Source organism: Tepidimicrobium xylanilyticum (assembly GCF_900106765.1).
Classification (GTDB): Bacteria; Bacillota; Clostridia; order Tissierellales; family Tepidimicrobiaceae; genus Tepidimicrobium; species Tepidimicrobium xylanilyticum.
Window position 1 is genome coordinate 349,338 of the sequence record NZ_FNNG01000002.1, and the last position, 19,247, is coordinate 368,584.

The 19,247-nt window shown below is 32.8% G+C and carries 19 protein-coding genes; 3 read left to right on the plus strand and 16 right to left on the minus strand.

The window, feature by feature from the left end:
* Nucleotides 1-15 precede the first annotated feature (15 nt).
* From BLV68_RS03895 to BLV68_RS03910, 4 genes are read right to left on the minus strand one after another with little or no spacing between them, the layout of a single operon-like run.
* Nucleotides 16-1,368, minus strand: a complete 1,353-nt coding sequence (locus tag BLV68_RS03895) for an SH3 domain-containing protein (protein WP_093751095.1) — start codon at nt 1,366-1,368, stop codon at nt 16-18.
* Nucleotides 1,369-1,399: 31 nt separating this feature from the next.
* A complete protein-coding gene (gene glsA / locus BLV68_RS03900) occupies nt 1,400-2,314 on the minus strand; it encodes a glutaminase A (RefSeq protein WP_093751097.1) in 915 nt (304 codons plus the stop codon).
* A gap of 16 nt (nt 2,315-2,330) precedes the next feature.
* A complete protein-coding gene (locus BLV68_RS03905; protein ID WP_093751099.1) occupies nt 2,331-3,995 on the minus strand; it encodes a nucleoside kinase in 1,665 nt (554 codons plus the stop codon).
* Between the two features lie 21 nt (nt 3,996-4,016).
* Nucleotides 4,017-4,988: an RluA family pseudouridine synthase gene (locus BLV68_RS03910; RefSeq protein ID WP_093751101.1), complete on the minus strand. Its 972-nt coding sequence runs from the start codon at nt 4,986-4,988 to the stop codon at nt 4,017-4,019.
* Between the two features lie 103 nt (nt 4,989-5,091).
* On the opposite strand from BLV68_RS03910, the gene BLV68_RS03915 reads away from it, so the two are divergent.
* Entirely contained in the window at nt 5,092-5,592 is a 501-nt protein-coding gene (locus tag BLV68_RS03915; RefSeq protein ID WP_093751103.1) for an endolytic transglycosylase MltG, read from the plus strand.
* A gap of 29 nt (nt 5,593-5,621) precedes the next feature.
* On the opposite strand, the gene BLV68_RS03920 is transcribed toward BLV68_RS03915, so the two are convergent.
* The 4 genes from BLV68_RS03920 to BLV68_RS03935 all read right to left on the minus strand — a co-directional run bounded on the left by BLV68_RS03920 (nt 5,622) and on the right by BLV68_RS03935 (nt 9,251).
* Nucleotides 5,622-6,875, minus strand: coding sequence for a dicarboxylate/amino acid:cation symporter (locus tag BLV68_RS03920; RefSeq protein WP_093751105.1), 1,254 nt, complete (start codon nt 6,873-6,875; stop codon nt 5,622-5,624).
* Nucleotides 6,876-6,994: 119 nt separating this feature from the next.
* Nucleotides 6,995-7,828, minus strand: a complete 834-nt coding sequence (gene dapF / locus BLV68_RS03925; RefSeq protein WP_093751107.1) for a diaminopimelate epimerase — start codon at nt 7,826-7,828, stop codon at nt 6,995-6,997.
* 96 nt (nt 7,829-7,924) lie between these two features.
* Nucleotides 7,925-8,476: a DUF6648 family protein gene (locus tag BLV68_RS03930; protein WP_093751109.1), complete on the minus strand. Its 552-nt coding sequence runs from the start codon at nt 8,474-8,476 to the stop codon at nt 7,925-7,927.
* A 49-nt stretch (nt 8,477-8,525) separates the two neighbouring features.
* On the minus strand, nt 8,526-9,251 hold the full coding sequence (locus BLV68_RS03935) for a pseudouridine synthase (RefSeq protein ID WP_093751111.1): 726 nt from the start codon (nt 9,249-9,251) through the stop codon (nt 8,526-8,528).
* A 103-nt stretch (nt 9,252-9,354) separates the two neighbouring features.
* Between BLV68_RS03935 and BLV68_RS03940 the strand changes: the two genes are divergently transcribed.
* On the plus strand, nt 9,355-9,549 hold the full coding sequence (locus BLV68_RS03940; RefSeq protein WP_093751113.1) for a DUF1540 domain-containing protein: 195 nt from the start codon (nt 9,355-9,357) through the stop codon (nt 9,547-9,549).
* A gap of 28 nt (nt 9,550-9,577) precedes the next feature.
* Here BLV68_RS03940 and BLV68_RS03945 read toward each other — a convergent pair whose 3' ends face one another.
* The 5 genes from BLV68_RS03945 to BLV68_RS03960 all read right to left on the minus strand — a co-directional run bounded on the left by BLV68_RS03945 (nt 9,578) and on the right by BLV68_RS03960 (nt 13,867).
* Nucleotides 9,578-10,537 carry a TIGR01212 family radical SAM protein gene (locus tag BLV68_RS03945; RefSeq protein WP_093751115.1) on the minus strand — a complete coding sequence of 320 codons (960 nt, stop codon included), beginning with the start codon at nt 10,535-10,537 and terminating at the stop codon, nt 9,578-9,580.
* Nucleotides 10,538-10,577: 40 nt separating this feature from the next.
* Entirely contained in the window at nt 10,578-11,033 is a 456-nt protein-coding gene (locus tag BLV68_RS15665) for a peroxiredoxin (protein ID WP_200773625.1), read from the minus strand.
* Between the two features lie 9 nt (nt 11,034-11,042).
* The gene (locus BLV68_RS15670; RefSeq protein WP_200773626.1) at nt 11,043-11,876 is read right to left on the minus strand and encodes a Cof-type HAD-IIB family hydrolase; all 834 of its coding nucleotides are present in this window, start codon (nt 11,874-11,876) and stop codon (nt 11,043-11,045) included.
* An 87-nt stretch (nt 11,877-11,963) separates the two neighbouring features.
* Nucleotides 11,964-12,323, minus strand: a complete 360-nt coding sequence (locus BLV68_RS03955; RefSeq protein WP_093751117.1) for a DUF1292 domain-containing protein — start codon at nt 12,321-12,323, stop codon at nt 11,964-11,966.
* Nucleotides 12,324-12,403: 80 nt separating this feature from the next.
* On the minus strand, nt 12,404-13,867 hold the full coding sequence (locus BLV68_RS03960) for an aminoacyl-histidine dipeptidase (protein ID WP_093751119.1): 1,464 nt from the start codon (nt 13,865-13,867) through the stop codon (nt 12,404-12,406).
* A gap of 297 nt (nt 13,868-14,164) precedes the next feature.
* On the opposite strand from BLV68_RS03960, the gene BLV68_RS03965 reads away from it, so the two are divergent.
* The gene (locus BLV68_RS03965; protein WP_456154805.1) at nt 14,165-14,278 is read left to right on the plus strand and encodes a hypothetical protein; all 114 of its coding nucleotides are present in this window, start codon (nt 14,165-14,167) and stop codon (nt 14,276-14,278) included.
* Nucleotides 14,279-14,662: 384 nt separating this feature from the next.
* Here BLV68_RS03965 and BLV68_RS03970 read toward each other — a convergent pair whose 3' ends face one another.
* The 3 genes from BLV68_RS03970 to BLV68_RS03980 all read right to left on the minus strand — a co-directional run bounded on the left by BLV68_RS03970 (nt 14,663) and on the right by BLV68_RS03980 (nt 19,044).
* Nucleotides 14,663-15,343: a hypothetical protein gene (locus BLV68_RS03970; RefSeq protein ID WP_093751121.1), complete on the minus strand. Its 681-nt coding sequence runs from the start codon at nt 15,341-15,343 to the stop codon at nt 14,663-14,665.
* Nucleotides 15,344-15,381: 38 nt separating this feature from the next.
* Nucleotides 15,382-16,782: a DNA methyltransferase gene (locus BLV68_RS03975; RefSeq protein ID WP_159428606.1), complete on the minus strand. Its 1,401-nt coding sequence runs from the start codon at nt 16,780-16,782 to the stop codon at nt 15,382-15,384.
* A gap of 129 nt (nt 16,783-16,911) precedes the next feature.
* On the minus strand, nt 16,912-19,044 hold the full coding sequence (locus BLV68_RS03980; protein WP_093751125.1) for an adenosylcobalamin-dependent ribonucleoside-diphosphate reductase: 2,133 nt from the start codon (nt 19,042-19,044) through the stop codon (nt 16,912-16,914).
* Nucleotides 19,045-19,247: the final 203 nt, after the last annotated feature.

Consider the following 19,247-nt stretch of genomic DNA (forward strand, 5'->3'; position numbering starts at 1 on the left):
ATTTATATGGAATTATCATTTTTTTACAAATTCCTTACAGATTACAATATTTTCTAGATAGGTTTTTCCAGTAGATGTTTTTATGGTTATGGGTGTTACTATGGTTTTCATGGCTTCCACGTATTTTAATCCTTCCCCACTTTCTTCGTAGTATCCTGCTACTTGGTGTAGAATATACCCTATTCCTTCATCTTCTCCCAAGTACAGCATAATATGCCCAGGCATATATAATACGCTAGCAGGAGGAAAATTCCCCTTATCGTAAACCTTTCCTAGAGAGTCCATACCTTGCTCAATAGAGTTTCTAGGAAGCTTTATGCCAAAGGTTCTATGAATATCCATGATTAAGGCTGAACAATCCCTTGTATTATTCATTCCTCCCCAGCCATATTCCTCTCCTAGAAATTTAAAACCCTGCTTGATAATATTTGCTTTGGTGTAGGGAAGATAACCCTTGTAAAAGGATTTCGAAGTAGGAAGTTTTTTCTCTAAAACCTCAAACTTTCCTTCTTCACTCCTAATAGGCATCAAGACCTTATAACCCTCTTCATCTTCGCCTATTAAGGGAATCCTAACCCCCATATCCAAAACTACTCCATCTAAATTTACTTGCCTATCTATAACAACTAAAAAAGGCTCCCAGTTTACATAGTAGAAAATATTTTCTTTATCTCCAATTGCCACATCCTTTTTAGGTATCCAGCCTAAATAATTATATATCCTTCCAAAATACCATTCTCCATCGGCGGATTCTATATAAATTGCTAATGGTTCCCAAGGATAGATGGCTGTTTCCATAAATCTATCGAATTCAATATTTCCTTCCTTCTTATAGGATGGTTCGTAGGTTGGAAAGGTTCTCAACACCGTCCTATTAACCGTTACTCCATACTTCATACTCACTTTATGGGGAATGGATTCAAGGTTTAGGTTCTTCATTAGCCCATTAAAATAGCCTTCATCCATTACATTCCCTTGGCTATCGAATCTAAGTTCTGCGGGTTTTTTGCTCACCATTTTAATAATTTCTTCCAATTGGGTCTTTTCTATAGTATCTTTGTGATTTTCTATGTCTACCAGATAATCTAATTGGTGAAAATTATCTTTATTATAATCTTTTATCTCTGATGAATTCATTAAAAGCAAATCACTCTGAACTATTCTTTCTATCCAATATTCTGGGTCTTCTATAGTATATAGCCCAACTTCCTTATGAACTTCTAGTGTATCAACATTGACCTCTTCATCAGTTTCTGCATTAAACTTATATCCCGTTTCTTTTCCGTTAAGTTTCTGGTCCACCTTGAAAAGCACAAAGGCTATTAAAAACAATGTAATGATGACTATTACTTTCCATTTTTCCTTCACCCATATACCCCCAGTTCAATAAAACCTTTTTTCAGCTAAATAGGCTTAAATTTAGATGATTGGATAAATCCTTCAAAAGTTCCATACCTGCTACGGAATTTCCATGTCCGTCTAAAGCAGGACCATAAACACCTATTCCAAATCGATTAGGCACTACAGCTAAAATTCCTCCAGAAACCCCACTTTTGGATGGAATACCTACATGGGATAAATATTCACCACTATAATCATACATGCCACAAGTAGTCATAATTGCTAAAGCGTAATTTATTGTCTTCTCATCCACTATCTTTTCATTTGTCTCTAAGATTCGTCCCTTATTGGCAAGAAATATTCCAATTTTTGCTAGATCTACACAGTCCACCTCAATGGAGCACTGTTTGAAATAAACATCAAGTATTTCTTCCACGTCTTCTTCAATAAGGCCTTTATTTTTTAATAGATATGCGATAGCTCTATTTTTATCGGCTGTAGTCTTTTCTGACTGGAATACCTCCACATTATATTTAAGCGATTTATTAGACGTAATTTTCTTCAATAACTCCAATAATCGGTTAAATTTCTCTTCTCCATTCCCCTTTATTAGAGAGGTAGTAACTATGGCGCCAGCGTTTATCATGGGATTAGCAGGTTTAACCCCATGGGGCAGGTCTAATTTATAAAGGGAATTAAAAGGTTCATCAGTTGCTTTCATGTCTACCTTATTAAATATACTTTCTCCATTATCCATCAATGCTAATATCAATGCTACTACTTTGGATATACTCTGCATTGTAAATTTCTTATTATAATCTCCCCCAGTACATATATTACCACTCATATCAAGTATACATATACCTAAATCCCGCGGATCCGCTTTTTTTAAAGCAGGTATATAATCAGCTATCTGCCCTTTATTTGCAGTAGGACGGTTCTTTTCAATTAATCTAACCAATAATTCCTTCAACTTAATCACCCCCTATTTAGTGAACACTAATATCAGCACCACCTATAAACTCCCTCAATATCGAATTAGGTGGAATCAAGCTTTCGTCTTCAATATCGATAAAATACTTTAAAAATTGTAATAATCTTCTGGCTTCCGAATAGTAGAGGCTGCTATTGTCCACAGTGCTTAAAAGAGGAATAGCGTGTTTCTTCAGAACTGATAGTTCGTATACTAAAGCTGAATCGAACATGACATCTGCCTCTTCCTGGTATGGGAATATGTTTTTTTCTTCCCCTTTAATAACCCCTCCCCATAATTCAAAGGTCCTAAATACATCATTACCTCTAAATTTACTATCTCTTACTAATCTTCTAATAAACCGAGTATCGGTGGTAGTAATCCTATTATGGGCATCTATGTTAAGCTGTGTTAAGGCTGAAATATAAATTTTAAACTTATTCTTTTCCGGAATATGTTCTGTCAATCTGGGATTTAATCCATGGATTCCCTCAACTATAATAGGATGATCTTTATCCACTCTGATTTTAACACCAGAATTTTCGCTTTTCCCGGTGATGAAATTGTATTTTGGCAGTTCAATCTCCTGCCCTTCCAACAATCTTACTAAATCTTCATTTAACCTTTCCAAATCTATGGCCTCAATAGATTCAAAGTCGAATTCTCCTTTTTCATTCAATGGAGTCTTATCCCTGTCCACAAAATAGTCGTCTACAGAGATAGCTATCGGTCTTTTCCCATTGACTTTTAAGTGTATCGCCAACCTTTGAGCAAAGGTAGTTTTCCCTGAAGATGAAGGACCCGCTATTAAGATTATATTAATATCATCATCTTTACAAATTTCATCTGCTATATGCCCAATCTTTTTTTCATGTAAGGCTTCTGATATTCGAATAACTTCTCCAATTTCTCCATTTAATACTTTCTCATTTAAGGAACCTAAAAAAGCTAAATCTAATATACTAGCCCATTCATTGGCTTCTTTAAATACCTTTGCTAATTTTTTATGCTCCTTAAATTTAGGGATATTGTCTATGGAGTCCTTATTTGGAAATAGAATTATAACCCCAGGATAATAATATTTTAAATCGAATAATCTTACATAACCGGTAGAAGGAGCTAAATAGCCATGAAACCCATCGATGTGATCTCCAATCCTATAAATTTGAATCTCTTCCCTTTCTAATGTCTTATAAAGCCTAACCTTATCATAATAGCCTTGTTTTTCAAACAAGGCAATACCTTCCTCTGCAGGTACCTTTTCTCTAATTATAGGTAGATCCTTTTCTATTATAGCCACCATTTTATCCTTTATCATCTCAATCTCACTAAAACCTATGGATTTTCCCCCTTGTAATTCAGCATAAAGACCATCCCCTATAGAATGTTCTATTTTAACTGTACATTGGGGAAATATCTCTTCGCATGCCATTATGAATATGGCAGATATGGTCCTAGCATATATCTTATTTCCATCTTCATCTTTCAGGGATAAAAATTTTATATTCACATTTTCGTGAATTTTCTTCTGTAGATGGTATATTTGATTATTAATTCTTGCGCCTAGATAATTCTTATAATCCTTTCCAAAAAGCTGTTTAGATATGTCCTCTAGTTTAATTCCCCTTTCTACTACAAATTCCCCTTTTCCTTCAACATTTACTTTAATCCTTTCATTCATTTTACCTACCTCCAATTCCCATTATAAACCAAATAGTTCTCTTTCTATCTGAGTAAACTTTTTACCCGGTTCTGCTGTAAATTCCCTGCCATTTAAATAGCTTAATGGTTCACCTATTTCATTAAATTTAATTTTATTGCTATGGAGTAATTGGTAGTTCAGTCCATATTTTTTCATAAAATATTCATTAATACTTTTGCTACCATACTTCACATCTCCAATTATTGGATTGCCAATAGAAGCCAAATGTGCTCTAATCTGGTGGGTTCTACCCGTTATAAGCTGCACTTCAAGTAAAGTATAGGGGGGTGAAAAGGCAATAACTTTTATACTCGTTGTTATTTTCTTTGAATCCTCCTTTTTCCCAAGGGTTACTTCCACCTTATTTAATTCAGCATCTTTTACCAAATACCCTTCCATAATCCCATCTTTTTTTATTTCCCCTTTGACTATGGTTTTATAATACCTTTCGATATTTCTATCCTTAATTGCTTGGTTGATTAGCTTTAAAGCTCCATAATTTTTGGCCCCTATAATTATCCCACTGGTGTTTCTATCTAACCTATTACAAATAGCTGGGGTAAAAGTCTTTTCAATCCTAGGACAGTATTCTCCCTTTTTATAAAGGTAATGAACCATACCATCTACTATATTGTTACCATACTCCTTATTAGCAGAGTGAGATAAAATCCCCACTGGCTTATTTATCAAAATTATATTCTCATCTTCATAGATTATGTTGAGCCTTAAAGAACTTTTATCCATTTGATCTTTTTCTATGAATTTTTCTATAGTATTATCGGATAAGTATAACTGTATGGTATCTCCTTCATAGATTATTGTGTCAGGAGTAGTTTTGCTGTTGTTCAATTTAATATTTTTCTTTCGAATCATCTTATAAATAAAACTTAATGGTGCTTTAGATAGGTATTTTTTTAAGAATCTATCTATTCTTTGACCACTATCATTCTTGCTAATATTTAACTCTTTCAAACTTTCCTCACCTTTTTCTATTTCTTATGTTATAATTATATTATAAACAATAAAATAAGAAAACATATTCTCCATATAAAACGGATTAAAAGAGGTGGACTCTGTGAAAAACTTTATTGAAAAATTAAAGGATCTGCTATACGATGGTATTGATTACATAGTAATGGTTTTCATAATTGTAACGGTTGTACTAATAATAAATTGGCGATTAGATGGGTTGTTTGCTAAGGACGCTGTTGATGACATTGTAAATAAGCCTACCAACGAGATTGAAAACAATCTGGATGATGAGAATAGACATACTGACATTGAAGAAAATCCAAATAATGATGTTATAGATAATAGAAATAAAAACACAGGTGACAATGGGCAGAATAATATAGATGCAGAGGAAATTAAGGAGTTGGTAAAGATAACTATCCCTTCAGGGACTTTACCTCCAGAAATAGGTGATATTCTGGTAGCTAATGGTTTAATCAATAATAAGAATGAATTTTTAAATAAAGTTATTGAATTAAAGATGGAAACAAAGTTAAAATCTGGAGAGTACGAAATAGAAAGAGGTCTTTCTATAGAAGATATAATAGGAATCCTAACAAAATAAGGATGAAGGCAAAACCTTCATCCTTATTATTATGCTTTTTCTCCTTTGGTTAGCTTCTTTTGCAGCCAATCCTTTCCTTCGATAATCCTTGTTACCATCATGGAAGCCACTGTGTCTCCTGTTACATTTATCATAGTGGCTGGTGGGTCTACTAGGTAGCCAATGGTTGCAATAATTGGAAAGGCTTCTGGGGGAAATCCATATAGGTTGACTATTAGCATTTCTCCAATTAATCCACCACCGGGTACTCCTGACATTACCACTCCACTTAATACAGAAATTACTATGGAGGTTATAAAAGTTCCCAATCCTTTATAGGGTATGCCAAATATACCAAATAAAAATGATATCTTTAATATGGCACTCAAGCAGGAGCCATCCATATGGGCAGTAGCCCCAATGGGAATTACAATATCTCTAATGTCCTTTGGTACTCCTATTCTCTTTGCTGCACTTAAATTTACGGGTACTGTAGCAATACTACTTTGGGTTGCTATTGAAGTAATTGCTACGGGAAATATGTTTTTAAAATAAACCTTAACTCCTTCCATTCCACCAGCAAAGTAGGAATAGAAGAAAAAGGCAATAAAAAAGTACAGAATGCAAATTGGATAATAAACAACCATGGCCCTTGCATAGGAACCCAATAGTTCAGGTCCAAATTCCCCTATTAACGCTGCAAAATAGGCTCCCAAACCAATAGGTGCATAGTACATAATAAGGGATACCATTTTTAAGAATACATCGGACAATAGATTTAATAAATCTGAAATAGATTTTGCTTTTTCCCCTAATAAGCTAATACATATCCCAAAGAAGATCGAAAATATTATCAATGGAAGCATATTCCTCCTAGATATTAATTCGGGAAAATCGCTAACCGTTATAGCCTTAACTATTTGTTCTCCCGTCTTCAAGGGAGCTATCTCCTCTGTTGCCTCTAAAGCGATATTTACTCCTTTAGCAGGAGGATATACATTCACTACAACTATCATTATTATTGAAGCTATAAGTCCAGTAACCATAAATACCAAAAGCATATTTCCTATAATTTTACCTAACCTTTTCATGTCTACTATACTGGATACTGCACTTGATATGGTTACGAACACCAATGGTACTACTATTGTAAACATGATGTTTAAAAAAATATCTCCAAAGGGTTTAAAAATAGAGGCTTTTTCACCCATAATAAGGCCTATTATACTGCCTATTATTATAGATGATAACAATATAATGGGAAACCTATAATAAGTCCAAAAACTCTTTTTAGTCTCTGTCATACAGATACCTCCTATTTCTAGTAGTTTTACATTGCAAATAATTACTGATTTGATAATCCCAAATTGCTTTAAGGCTATAATCCTTCAATATATAGCCCAAAACTTACATATTATCCAATTTAAATTAAAAACCTTCCATCACATATTCTATTAGCACCACCTTTCATATAGATTTCTCCATTATTTCCTAGTTCCACTTGTAATTCTCCACCTTCAGTTTTAACATGGACTTTTTTCCCCAATTTCCCTAAATAGTTTCCTACAACCACACTGGCACAGGAACCAGTTCCACATCCTAAAGTTCTTCCAGCCCCCCTTTCCCAAGTATATATGTCTATGTTATTTTTATCTACTATTTTTACAAAGTTTACATTGATTTTTGATGGAAACAGGGGATGATTCTCTAATTTACTACCAATCCCATTTATATCTATATTATCTACGTAATCAATGAATATGACCAAATGGGGAACCCCTAGAAGAACTGCAGAAAATACAAAATCCTTCCCATCTACATTAATAGCTTCTTCTATCACTTTATCCCTATCCATGTTTACAGGAATATCTTTTGGATTGAAATTTGGCCTTCCCATGTTTACTCTAATGCTTTTTACTAAACCTCTTGTATCCGTTTCCAGCCATATAGTTTTAATCCCAGCTAAAGTCTCTACCTGAAATACCTCTCTATCTACCAATCCTTCTTCATAAGCATATTTAGAAAAACACCTTATTCCATTTCCACACATTTCCCCTTCTGAACCATCGGAGTTATAATAAATCATTTTAATATCAGCCACATCCGATTTTTCACAAACTAGTATTCCATCTCCTCCTACGGAAAAATGTCTATGACAATATCGTTTTGCTAAACTCCCATAGTCTTCAATTCTATACTTAAATCCATTAAATACAATAAAATCGTTGCCCGCAGCTTCCATTTTTGTAAACTCCATTTTTATCTCCTTTCTAAGGGTACATCCAAAATTAACTAAATAATACTTCCCATATAGAATCTTTACAATCTTAAAATAGCAGCTTTTGCTGCTATTTTAATATTTTTCGTTGATATATTCATCTATAAGTGACTTTTTTTTCTCATCAATAAAAACCCCTTCCTCCTTTAATATATCCAATAACCAAGAACTGGTTGAATGGAATATAGCATCTTTATAATCTAGTAATACGATTTCGTATAGTTTATCCTGTAAATACTTAGACTCTACCTGAATAAAATAGGCTTCCACATTCTTAAATTCCAAAAATCGCAATAATTCCAAGGTTGCTTTATCCTTTAAGTGATAGTATTCATTACCAATATTTTTATAATGAATATGGTATTTATCATGTTTTCTAAACTTTTTTATATCCTTGGATAGCATAATATAATACTTAGCTAATACATTATAGTATTGATAGTTATACATACCTTTTTCAAAGCTATCGATTTTTGAAAAGGGCTTAATATTCATTGATTGCACAAAGTTAAAATTATACTCCAAAAATTCTTTTTTAGAAATATCCCCATTTGTATATTGGATTATCAGGGAAGTCCTATTTTGAAAAAAAGTTTCAAATAATCCCCTTCTTTTAAACTGTGCCAATTATAACACCCTATCTAAATTAAAGCTTTTAATTGATTATATCACAATTTTATTTTTTTTCCTTCAGTAATTTAATTTCTTCTTCTATTAATTCCCTATACTGACCTAATTTCAAGCTTTTATCTAGTTCTATTGGGCCAAACTTAATTCTTTTGAGATAAACCACCTCCATATTTAATGCTTTGAACATCCTTTTCACCTGATGAAATTTTCCTTCTTTGATAGTCAATTCTACCTTAGAAATAAAGCCTGGTTCTAATATTTTCAATCTAGAAGGTAATGTTTTATATCCATCTTCCAATATTAGGCCCTCTTGAAATTGAATTATATGTTTTTCATCAACAAATCCTTCTACCTCCACATAATAAGTCTTATCCACTCCCTTTTTAGGTGATAATAATTCATGGACCAATTTCCCATCATTAGTTAAAATCAATAATCCTTCTGTATCCTTATCCAGCCTTCCTGCAGGAAAGAGATTAAAACTCAAGTATTCATCTTCTAGAAGATCTATTACAGTCCTATTTATTGGATCAAAAGTTGATGAGATTACACCCTTTGGCTTATTCATCATAATATAAATATATTTTCTATACTCTATTTCTATTCCATCTACTACTATACTATCATTATATGGGTCGATTTTGTAATCATTCTTATCTATTGCTTCACCATTTATTAATACCCTACCTTCCTTTATTATCCTCTTTACATCTTTTCTGCTCCCATATCCCATATGGGATAAAATTTTATCTAATCTTTCAAATTTACTCATAGTATTCTCCTTGAATAGATTTTTAAGTATAAATCATTTATAAAATCACAAACTAATTATAGTCAAAATAAATTATATTTTAAATAAAGGAGAGAATGTAAACATGCGTGTAGAGAAAAATAATGAACCTTTAGAAGGAGTAAAATGTGTTGTAAATACCTGCCATTATTATGTTTCCGGTGACCAATGTAGTGCTGCAAAAATAGAAATTCAACCTAGAAATGCTAGCTCAACCGAAGAAACAGATTGTGCAACCTTTAGGCCTGGAAACACTAACAACACTCAATCCATCCACTGATAGAGATTAAGGCAGGAAACATCCTGCCTTAATACTTTAAATCTTTTCCTCTTAAGGCTTTCCCATTTAAATAATTGCATTTAGTTCCCTGTTTTGTATTCCTTTTTTTCATCTCCTCTACTATTTCGTCTCTTATCTTCCACCAGCTTTCATTCCAATTAACAAATATTGTATCTTCTTCAGGAGCTCTTCCAATAATCCTTTGAATTATTATATCTTCATCAAGATACTCTAAAAATGTAATTACCCTTTCCTTATATTCTTCCTTGGAAATTAATTCTATTTTACCTTCTTCATATATCTTTCCTAATTCAGTATTTTTCACTATATATAAAGCATGTAATTTTACTTCATCTACAGCTAAAGCAGATAAAATCTTTGCATTTTCAATTACATCCTCCATATTATCCCAAGGAAGATTCAATATTAGATGAACACAAGTCCTAATCCCATATCTTTTACATCGGATTACAGCATCTATAAATTCAGCTAAGGAATGTCCTCGATTGATCCTCTTTAATGTATGGTAATTTACAGTTTGTAGTCCTAATTCCAAGGTTATTTCCATATCCCATTCCTCTTTAATAAGGGCTAGATATTCGAGATACTTATCGTTAATACAATCGGGTCTAGTGGATATGGATATTCCCACTACTCCCTCTATCATGGATTCTTCAATATACTTTTTGAATTTCTCAAAAGGCAAGTAAGTATTAGTAAAACTTTGAAAGTAGGAAATAAATTTTCGAGCCTTATACTTTTTGCTAATATACTCCTTATTCTTTTCCACCTGTTCCCTAACAGAAAGGATATTAGGAAGATTTTCAAAGGAACCTCCCTCTTCCCCACAAAAAATGCATCCTCTTTTTCCTACACATCCATCCCTATTAGGACAGGTAAGGGGAAGACTTATAGGGAGTTTATATACCTTTTCACCAAACCTTTTCATTAGATATTTTGAATAAACGTTATATACAGTTATTTCCACTTATTCCACCTTTCTAATTATTTGTCTTATCTAATCAATCTTAGAATTCCAATTCATTCCTTATAAAATATAATACCTCTTCAGCATGACCTTTAGCCTTAACATTCCTAAATTCCTTTACCAATTTCCCACTTTTATCGAATACGAAAGTAGACCGTTCTACACCTATATATTCCCTTCCATACATCTTCTTTAGCTTCATAACTCCAAATAGATTATGGACTTCTTCCATTGGATCGCTTAAAAGAAGAAAGGGTATATTTTGCTTTTCCCTAAATTTAGCATGAGATTTTAAACTATCCCTACTTATACCCAGTATAACCGTATTCAATTTTTGAAACTCATCATACAAATCTCGAAACTCAACAGCTTCAGTGGTGCAACCTGCTGTATTATCTCTTGAATAAAAATATAATACCACATTTTTACCTTTAAAATCCTCTAGGGAAATATCCTTCCCATCGGTTTCTTTTAAAGTAAAATTATATTTTGACATACTCCCCTCCTAAAGATCTAAAATTTTCCTCAATTCATAAGCTACTCCCGATTCATTGTTATCCTTTTCCGTAATGATATCTGCTACTTCTTTAACTCCTTCAGAAGCATTTTTCATGGCTATGCCACAACCTGCATTTTTTATCATTTGAATGTCATTATTATCATCACCAATAGCAATAATTTCATCATAAGATATCCCTTGCTCTTTAGCATATTCAGATAGGCTTAACCATTTATTACCTAACGGATTCATTATTTCCAATAGTGCTTCTGCTATTGCAATATTTTCCATTATATGAGAGTTATATCGGTTGGGATACCTATCATTTATATCCAAATGGAAAGATTCCAGCTCTTTTTTTCTTCCAGCATAGACTACTGCTAATATTCTATCCTCTTCCATTTCCAAATAACTCTCTACTTTCCTATATCTTTCTTCTCCCTTGGGTACATAATTATTATAGTTTTCATTGGTTTTATCCATTTCGATAATAAGGTCTATGTTCTCTTCAAATCCATCTACATGAACTATAGGATGTAACCCCCTATTTTTGCCTTCTTGAATTAAGGTCCTAAAATCGTTTAAATCCAAATATTTCTTGATTATTATACTATCATTCTTTGTAGTCCTCACAATATTCCCATTGTTAGCCAAAATCACCAAAGGCCTATTTATATCTTTTACCAATTGCTTAGCAGACCAATACCTTCTGCCAGTTGCAATTACAACTTCATACCCCTTATCTATTAATTCTACAACCAATTCTATATTATCCTGTGAAATATTTTTACTATCATCAAGTAAAGTGCCGTCTAAATCCATAGCAATTAGCTTATACATTTTGTACATTCACCTCTACTAAATACTTAGTTTAATTATACCAGATTTAGCCCAACTAAAAAGAAAAAAATATAGGCTCAAAAGAACCTATATTTCATCCTCTTCGTCATAGTCTTCATATAATTCGTCATCATATTCAAAATCATCATCCAAGTCATCAACAAAGAGAGAATAAAAAGCTTCTGATACTATGTCGAATTCTTCATCATCTTCGATATTAATCAGGTCAAATCCATCTTCGTATTCCTCATAACGGTATAGAAATACTTGATCATCACCAACTGGCGCCAGGGCAATGTATTCAACATCGTCTACTTCAAATAGTCCAATAACTTCACATTCTAATTCTGTACCATCATCCAAAGTGAGATAGATAATATCCTCATGGTGATCATGATCACAGCCTTCATGGTTGCAGCAATGGTTTTCATCATAATTTTTGGTCATATTTATTCTCCTTTCAAGGAATTATTTGGCTATATGCTAATAATATACTATATTATTTAAAATGTATATATAATTTTTAACTATTTTATCTCTTTTAATACATTTAATAATAAATCATAAACCCTTTCAGTTGAAGAAATACTTAATTTTTCATCTGGTGTATGTACTCCGTACATATTTGGACCAAAGGATATCATATCCATATCAGGGATTTTTTCAGCAAATATGCCACATTCTAATCCAGCATGGATGGCTGTAACCTTTATATCGGTACCATATAAGTCTTTATAAACCTTTTCAAATATTTCTCGTATCTTAGAATCCTCTTTATACTCCCAAGCAGGATAGGAACCATAGCTTTCCCACTCAGCTCTTATTATATCTGCTACCGTTTTTATTTGCTTGCTAATATTGCTTTTCAATACTTCTTTTGAACTCCTTATAGAGGACTCTACTATAATTTCGTTTTCTTCTATTCTTACTATAGCCAAATTACATGAGCTTTCCACTAAACCTTCTATTTCCCTACTCATAGATTCAACTCCAGTTGGAATTAAAGTCAGCATAGATATAAGCCTATTAAAAGTATCCTCTGATAACACTTTATCAATCTTAGTTTCTACCCTTTCCACTATTAATTTAAAATCTGGGTCCGTATTTCTTAATTCCATTTGAATTAGCTCATTTACAGCTTTTATGGCCTTTAAAATTCTGTCTTCATTTTCTTTTTCAAAAATTATTATGGCATTTCCATTCCTTGGTATTGCATTAGCTTTAGAGCCTCCTTCTATATGTGCTAAGCATAAAGAATCGCATTCATCTTTTATAAAGGACAAAGCCCTTGCCATTATTTTATTGGCATTCCCTCTTCCCTTATCAATCTCCATCCCAGAATGCCCTCCCAAAAGTCCGGAAACGGTAATGGAGTATATTGCTTTATTTTTTAAATCTAAAACTTCCCAGCTTATGGGAAGTCTTACTTTATTTCTTTCCCCACCAGCACAGCCTGCCAAAATAACCCCTTCTTCTTCTGAATCAATATTTATTAATATCCTTCCATTGATTAATTTGGGATCTAAAGCTTTAGCTCCATCCATTCCCGATTCTTCATTGCTAGTTATAAGTACTTCCAAGGGAGGATGGGGTATGTCTTCCGATTCTAATATAGCTAGGGCCATGGCCACAGCTATGCCGTTATCTCCTCCTAGGGTAGTACCTTGGGCTTTTACGAAATCGCCTTCAACCTTTAGCTTGATAGGGTCTTTAGAAAAGTCATGGTTCACTTCATCTTCCTTTTCACATACCATGTCCATATGGCCTTGCAGCACCACTGTAGGGCTGTTTTCATATCCTTTTGTCCCTGGCTTTTTGATGATTATATTTAAGGCTCCATCCTGATAGGTTTCAAGCTTATGGCTTTCTCCAAATTTCTTTAAGAAATTGCTTATTTTCTCCTCCTTAAAGGAGCAGCGAGGAATTTTAGAAATTTCCTCAAAGTAGTAAAAAACCCTTTCAGGCTTTAATCCTTCTAGTACTCTTGTCATCAAATCATCCTTTCATCCCAGTTTTAATTCCTAATACATATCATACCCTAAAATAACCCTAAAGATGGATAAAATTTTATCGCCAGCAATCAATATTTTTAAACTTTCCTGTTTTATAAAACAAACTTAATATTTGTTGGTACAATTGATATGCTATAAATGTAAAGATCGCATTACATCATTTGAAAGGAACTATAAATTGTGAAAAACAATTTACTAGAAACTAAGAAAAGAAAGAGGTATTAAACAAGAAAAATTAGCAAAGGATTAAAGATATCTCGTCAAACTATCAGCTCAATTGAAAATAAAAGATATAATCCATTGCTTATTTTAGCCTTTAAAATTGCAAGATATTTTTATAAAAAAATTGAAGATATCTTTATTTATGAGGAGATTGAAGAATTAGTATAAAAAAAAGTAAAAGTACTAATACTATTTTCCTAATAGCAGGTATTATTATCGTAATATTTGGATTAACTTTTGGAAAAATAGTAAATTTGAATAATGTAAGAATAACTATAAGCGGTTTACTTGGAATAGGGGGGTCATTTACCCTACTTAGCAGTATAAATTTATATAGAATAAAATACAGCCTCAAAGTATGAGGAAGAAATGTTTGCCAAATACGATGAGCACAATATCTTTATAAGAAATAGTGCCAGACTCCCATAAGCTTATATATTACATGTTTATAATCTCAATTCCCAATTGATGCCAATTTTATTTATCTTAGCCTTCCAACAATATTCTAAAAAATATAAAGCCAGTAGATTACTCAGTCTACTGGGTTAGTGCTTATTTTAAGCTGCTGTTTAAATGAGATTTATTCAGTTTCTGATCTAGCTCATCAAAATAATCTATTAACTTATTCTTGTCTATAATTCCTGCTCCCCAAATATAGAGGTAGTTAAGCACCTTAGGGTGATAGGATATGTTTAAAAACTTTTTAGCAAAAATATTTGCTCCTATATCGCTGGTTTTTACTATGGGATAGAATTTTTTGAGAGGTCCTAATTTGAATATATTGATATCCTCTAATTTTTCATAGGTCTTCCCAATTTCCTTGACTTCTATAAGATGAAACACTTCATGGGCTAGTAATATCTTATAGATGGTATCGTAGTTTAAAAAGTTAATTCCCAATTCATTATAGGCTATTTCCATCCTCTTTATAGAATTATGATACATTATGATAGTTTCCTTTTCCTCATTATATTTTCCCCTAAGCTTTATCATTTCAAAGCCATATTCATCTGTATCCAATTCTATTTTAACCTTTTTATCTTCACAGAACTCCTCTAGAGAGTTATATTTTCCCATAAATTTTTGGGCGGTTTCAATACCTATTTTAATGGATTCATTGATGAAATAACCTATCTTATTTTTAGGTATTTTATTAAAATAGCTATCCTCCGTTAGCTCAGCCATGGCCATAAGCCTATCGTTTGCTCTTTCTATGATCTTCTTGTATGACAAAGTATCAACCCTTTCCAAATAGCTTTTACATTCTAATTCTAGTTCAATACATTTAAAATGGTTTTGTCATTGCCAATTTTATATATCATGAAGTTGTCGTTACCAAAAACGTCCACATACCTAATAAATATCTTCTGGCCTTCTTTAATTTCATCGATTTTTATATTAATAATAGAATCTAAATTTCGCTTATTATTTCTATAGTACTGCCATCTTAAATTTGGTGAATTGCCTTTATAATCTGTATCGATACCAATAAAGTCCAATAATGATAGGGAATTTTTCGTCCATATCTCATTTATACGCTCTCTATCCTTATCTTTTATATTGATTTTGCTTAAATCCACTTCATATCTATCCAACTCTATATGTAATCCATTAATTCCTTTATTTTTTTCAATTCCTATTCTTTTTAAACATAATTTTCCTACTTTCTCTTCTCTTATATTGGGTTTATATATGTAAAAAGGAGTGGAATTATTCTCAACTAATCTTTTCACTGTGGTCAAGGAGGATTGGGCACCCATATCAGCCATTATCCACTTTCTATTGAGTCTATCTGCGACCACTCCGGTGGTTCCACTACCTGCAAAAAAATCTGCTACTAATGAATCTTCACTAGAGGATGTTAGTATTATCCTCTCCAAAAGCTTTTCTGGCTTCTGGGTGTCATAACCTACCCTTTCTTTTGAGGTCCTGCCTACCATATCAATTTGCCACACATCTTTTAAGTTGACCAAGGTATACCAGCCTAGTTCATCTTTATATTCCTTAACCCCTTTAAAACCATAAGGCTTAAAACCTCTATTATAAGACTTTTCCTTTTGAGGATTAAATATATAATTCTTACCCTTTGTATAAACCAATATATTATCATGTTTTCTGGAATAATATCGTTTACTCACGCCTCCAGATTTATATGCCCATATTATTTCATTTAGAAAATTTTCTCCTCCAAATATTTGATCCATTATAATTTTTACATAATGAACAGTTCTATAGTCTAAATGGACGTATATAGTTCCCTTATTGCTTAGTAGCTCTTTCATTAAAAATAGTCTAGTACATAACATTTTAAGGTAAGAAGAGAGCCCATCTTCCCAAGTATCATCATAGGCAAAATACTCTATTATGTCTTCTCCTTCCTCATGGTATAAAAATACTTTACTATTATACTTGGTTTTAGTGAAAAAGGGTGGGTCTATGTAGATTAGGTCTATTTTCCCCATATACCCTTCTTCTAAAAGCTTTTTCATTACTATTAGATTATCTTCTTGATAGAATTGATTTATCCAAGAATTATTAGATATAATTCCATCTCCTTTAGGTGAGATTCTTTCCCTTTGAAAAAAAACATCCACATAAGGTTCTATCAAAAGTTTTTCGGCTTCTTTACTACTAGTAGCAAGTATTTCAGCCAATTTTTCGATTGTTACCATAATCATCTCCTTTAAGTTGTTTTATTATTTTTATTATACTACACTTTAAAGGATAAAAAAACTTACTATATACTAAAAACCAGCCATTTGGCTTTTACAACCTTGTTACCAAATAGCTGGCCATTATCTTTAAATAGAACAAGGGCTATATCCGCAATCTTGACACTCGGAGCACCCACCACTATGAATTAGTTTGCCTCCACACATAGGACAGGTATCCGGATCTTCCTTTAATTGTTCTACCAATAATTCATCTAATTCCTTTCTTAACCTCTCGATCCTTTCCAATTTAGATAATTTGCTCTTATCCGTTATAAGTATCCCTTCTCTTGCACAACCATCTCTATAGATTGTAATTCCCTTTAATCCTTTTTCCCATGCATATATATATAAATCCTCCACTTCTTCTACGGTAAATTCATTGGGAACATTTACTGTAGAAGAAATACTAGCATCTATATATTGCTGCCAAGCTGCTTGTATATCTATCCTTTCCCTATAATTTAAGTTAGATGTGGTTACAAAGAAATCGGGCAAATCTTCTTCTCTTGAAATGCCATGTCTATCCATATATTCTTTCACTATTGGTGTAAATACTTTATAATAGGTGTCTTCATGATGCAAGGACTCAGACTTTCTAGTATATGATATTTGAAATATAGGCTCTAAACCATTGCTACAGCCTATTAATGTGGAAATACTTCCCGTTGGTGCAATAGTTAACAGTTGGCTATTTCTCAACCCATATTTCTCAATAAGGTCTAATACATCCTCATCTGCATTAGAAAGTAAGAACGGGGATTTTAATACTGCTTCTTTTCTATATCTTGGAAATGGTCCATGTTCCTTAGCTAATAGGGCTGATTGTCTTAATGCTTCATTTACCAATACCCTCCCAATTTTATGAATTAAATCTAAAGATTCTTGACTGCCATATCTAATACCCATTTTAATGAACATATCAGCAACTCCCATAAGTCCAAGACCAATTTGTCTTAATTCCCTTGCCATCTCTCTTTGCTGAGGTAGTGGATGAAGATTCATGTTTTCGTCTAATACCTCATTTAAGAATATTACCCCTTCCCTAACCATTTCTTTAAACCTTGCATAATCAAATTCGGCTTTAGCGGTAAATGGGTTTTTGACGAATTCGCTTAAGTTTATTGAGGATAGATTACAGCTTCCAAAAGGAGGTAAAGTTTCTTCAGCACAGGGATTAACTCCTGCAAATTCAAAGGTATCATCTTCACTCATCAAATGCCATGAATTTATTCTATCTATAAAAAGCATTCCTGGCTCCGCCATATTCCAATTATTTTTTGCAATCTTCCTGAATAGATCTTTAGCTCTTATTCTTCTTCTAATTTCTTCCCCTGTAGCCTCCACATAAAAATACAGTTCATATTCCTTATCATCAACTACCGCTTCCATAAATTCATTGGTCACATTTACAGATATATTTGCAAATCTGACCTTGCTTAGGTCGTTTTTAACATTTATGAAATCCTCAATATCTGGATGATTGCAATCTAGGTTAAGCATTAAAGCTCCTCGCCTTCCCCTCATACCTATTAACCCAGTAACTAGAGAATATAATTCCATAAAGGAAACTGCCCCCGTAGTAGTACTAGCTGCATTATTTACTTTAGCTCCCTTAGGTCTAAGTTTGGATAAAGTTAAGCCTACTCCACCTCCATAGGAATAGGTTCGGGCCATATATTTTGCAGTATCAAATATAGATTCTATATTGTCCTCTACCTTAGGCATTACATAACAATTGCTCAAGGTCATCTTTTTGCCGTACTTATCCATTCCTCTTCCAGCCAATATTCTTCCTGCCGGCATGAACTTCTTATCCTTAATGGCCTTCTTTATATAATTATTTCCTCCACTTACCCTGGTTAGGAATTCATCAAAACTCTCGTTTTCAAATCTATACTTCTTCTCATAGATATCCCTTTGGAGATCGGTCATATCCCAACCATGTTTTCTAAGCCTTGCCCTTTCTTCCCTATATAGAATATATTTTTTAGCTACATCGGGTCTTAATTTCATCAGCTGTACTTCTACGAAGTCCTGAATCTTTTCGATGTGTACTATATCTAAGTCCTTAAAGGTTTCGTAGGCTTCCTGGGCTATCTTATTTGCTATTCCCTCATCTATCCCTTCTTCCGTCTCTACCATAGCTTTGCATACAGCATTAATAATCTTTTTCCCATCAAAGTCAACTATCATACCATTTCTTTTTTCAACCTTAAGCATAATCCCCCTCCAATCTCAATATATTGTGTTTCATCTTTGGTCAGTACACTATATATGCTCAATTTATCATATAATATACAAAAAATCAATCGATATTTTAGCACTATTTCTTCGATATTAAAGATAAAAGCCTTTTCTAGCATATATACTTTTATTTTCTGCTAATTTTCTATATAATATATAAAAATATAATATTTGGAGGG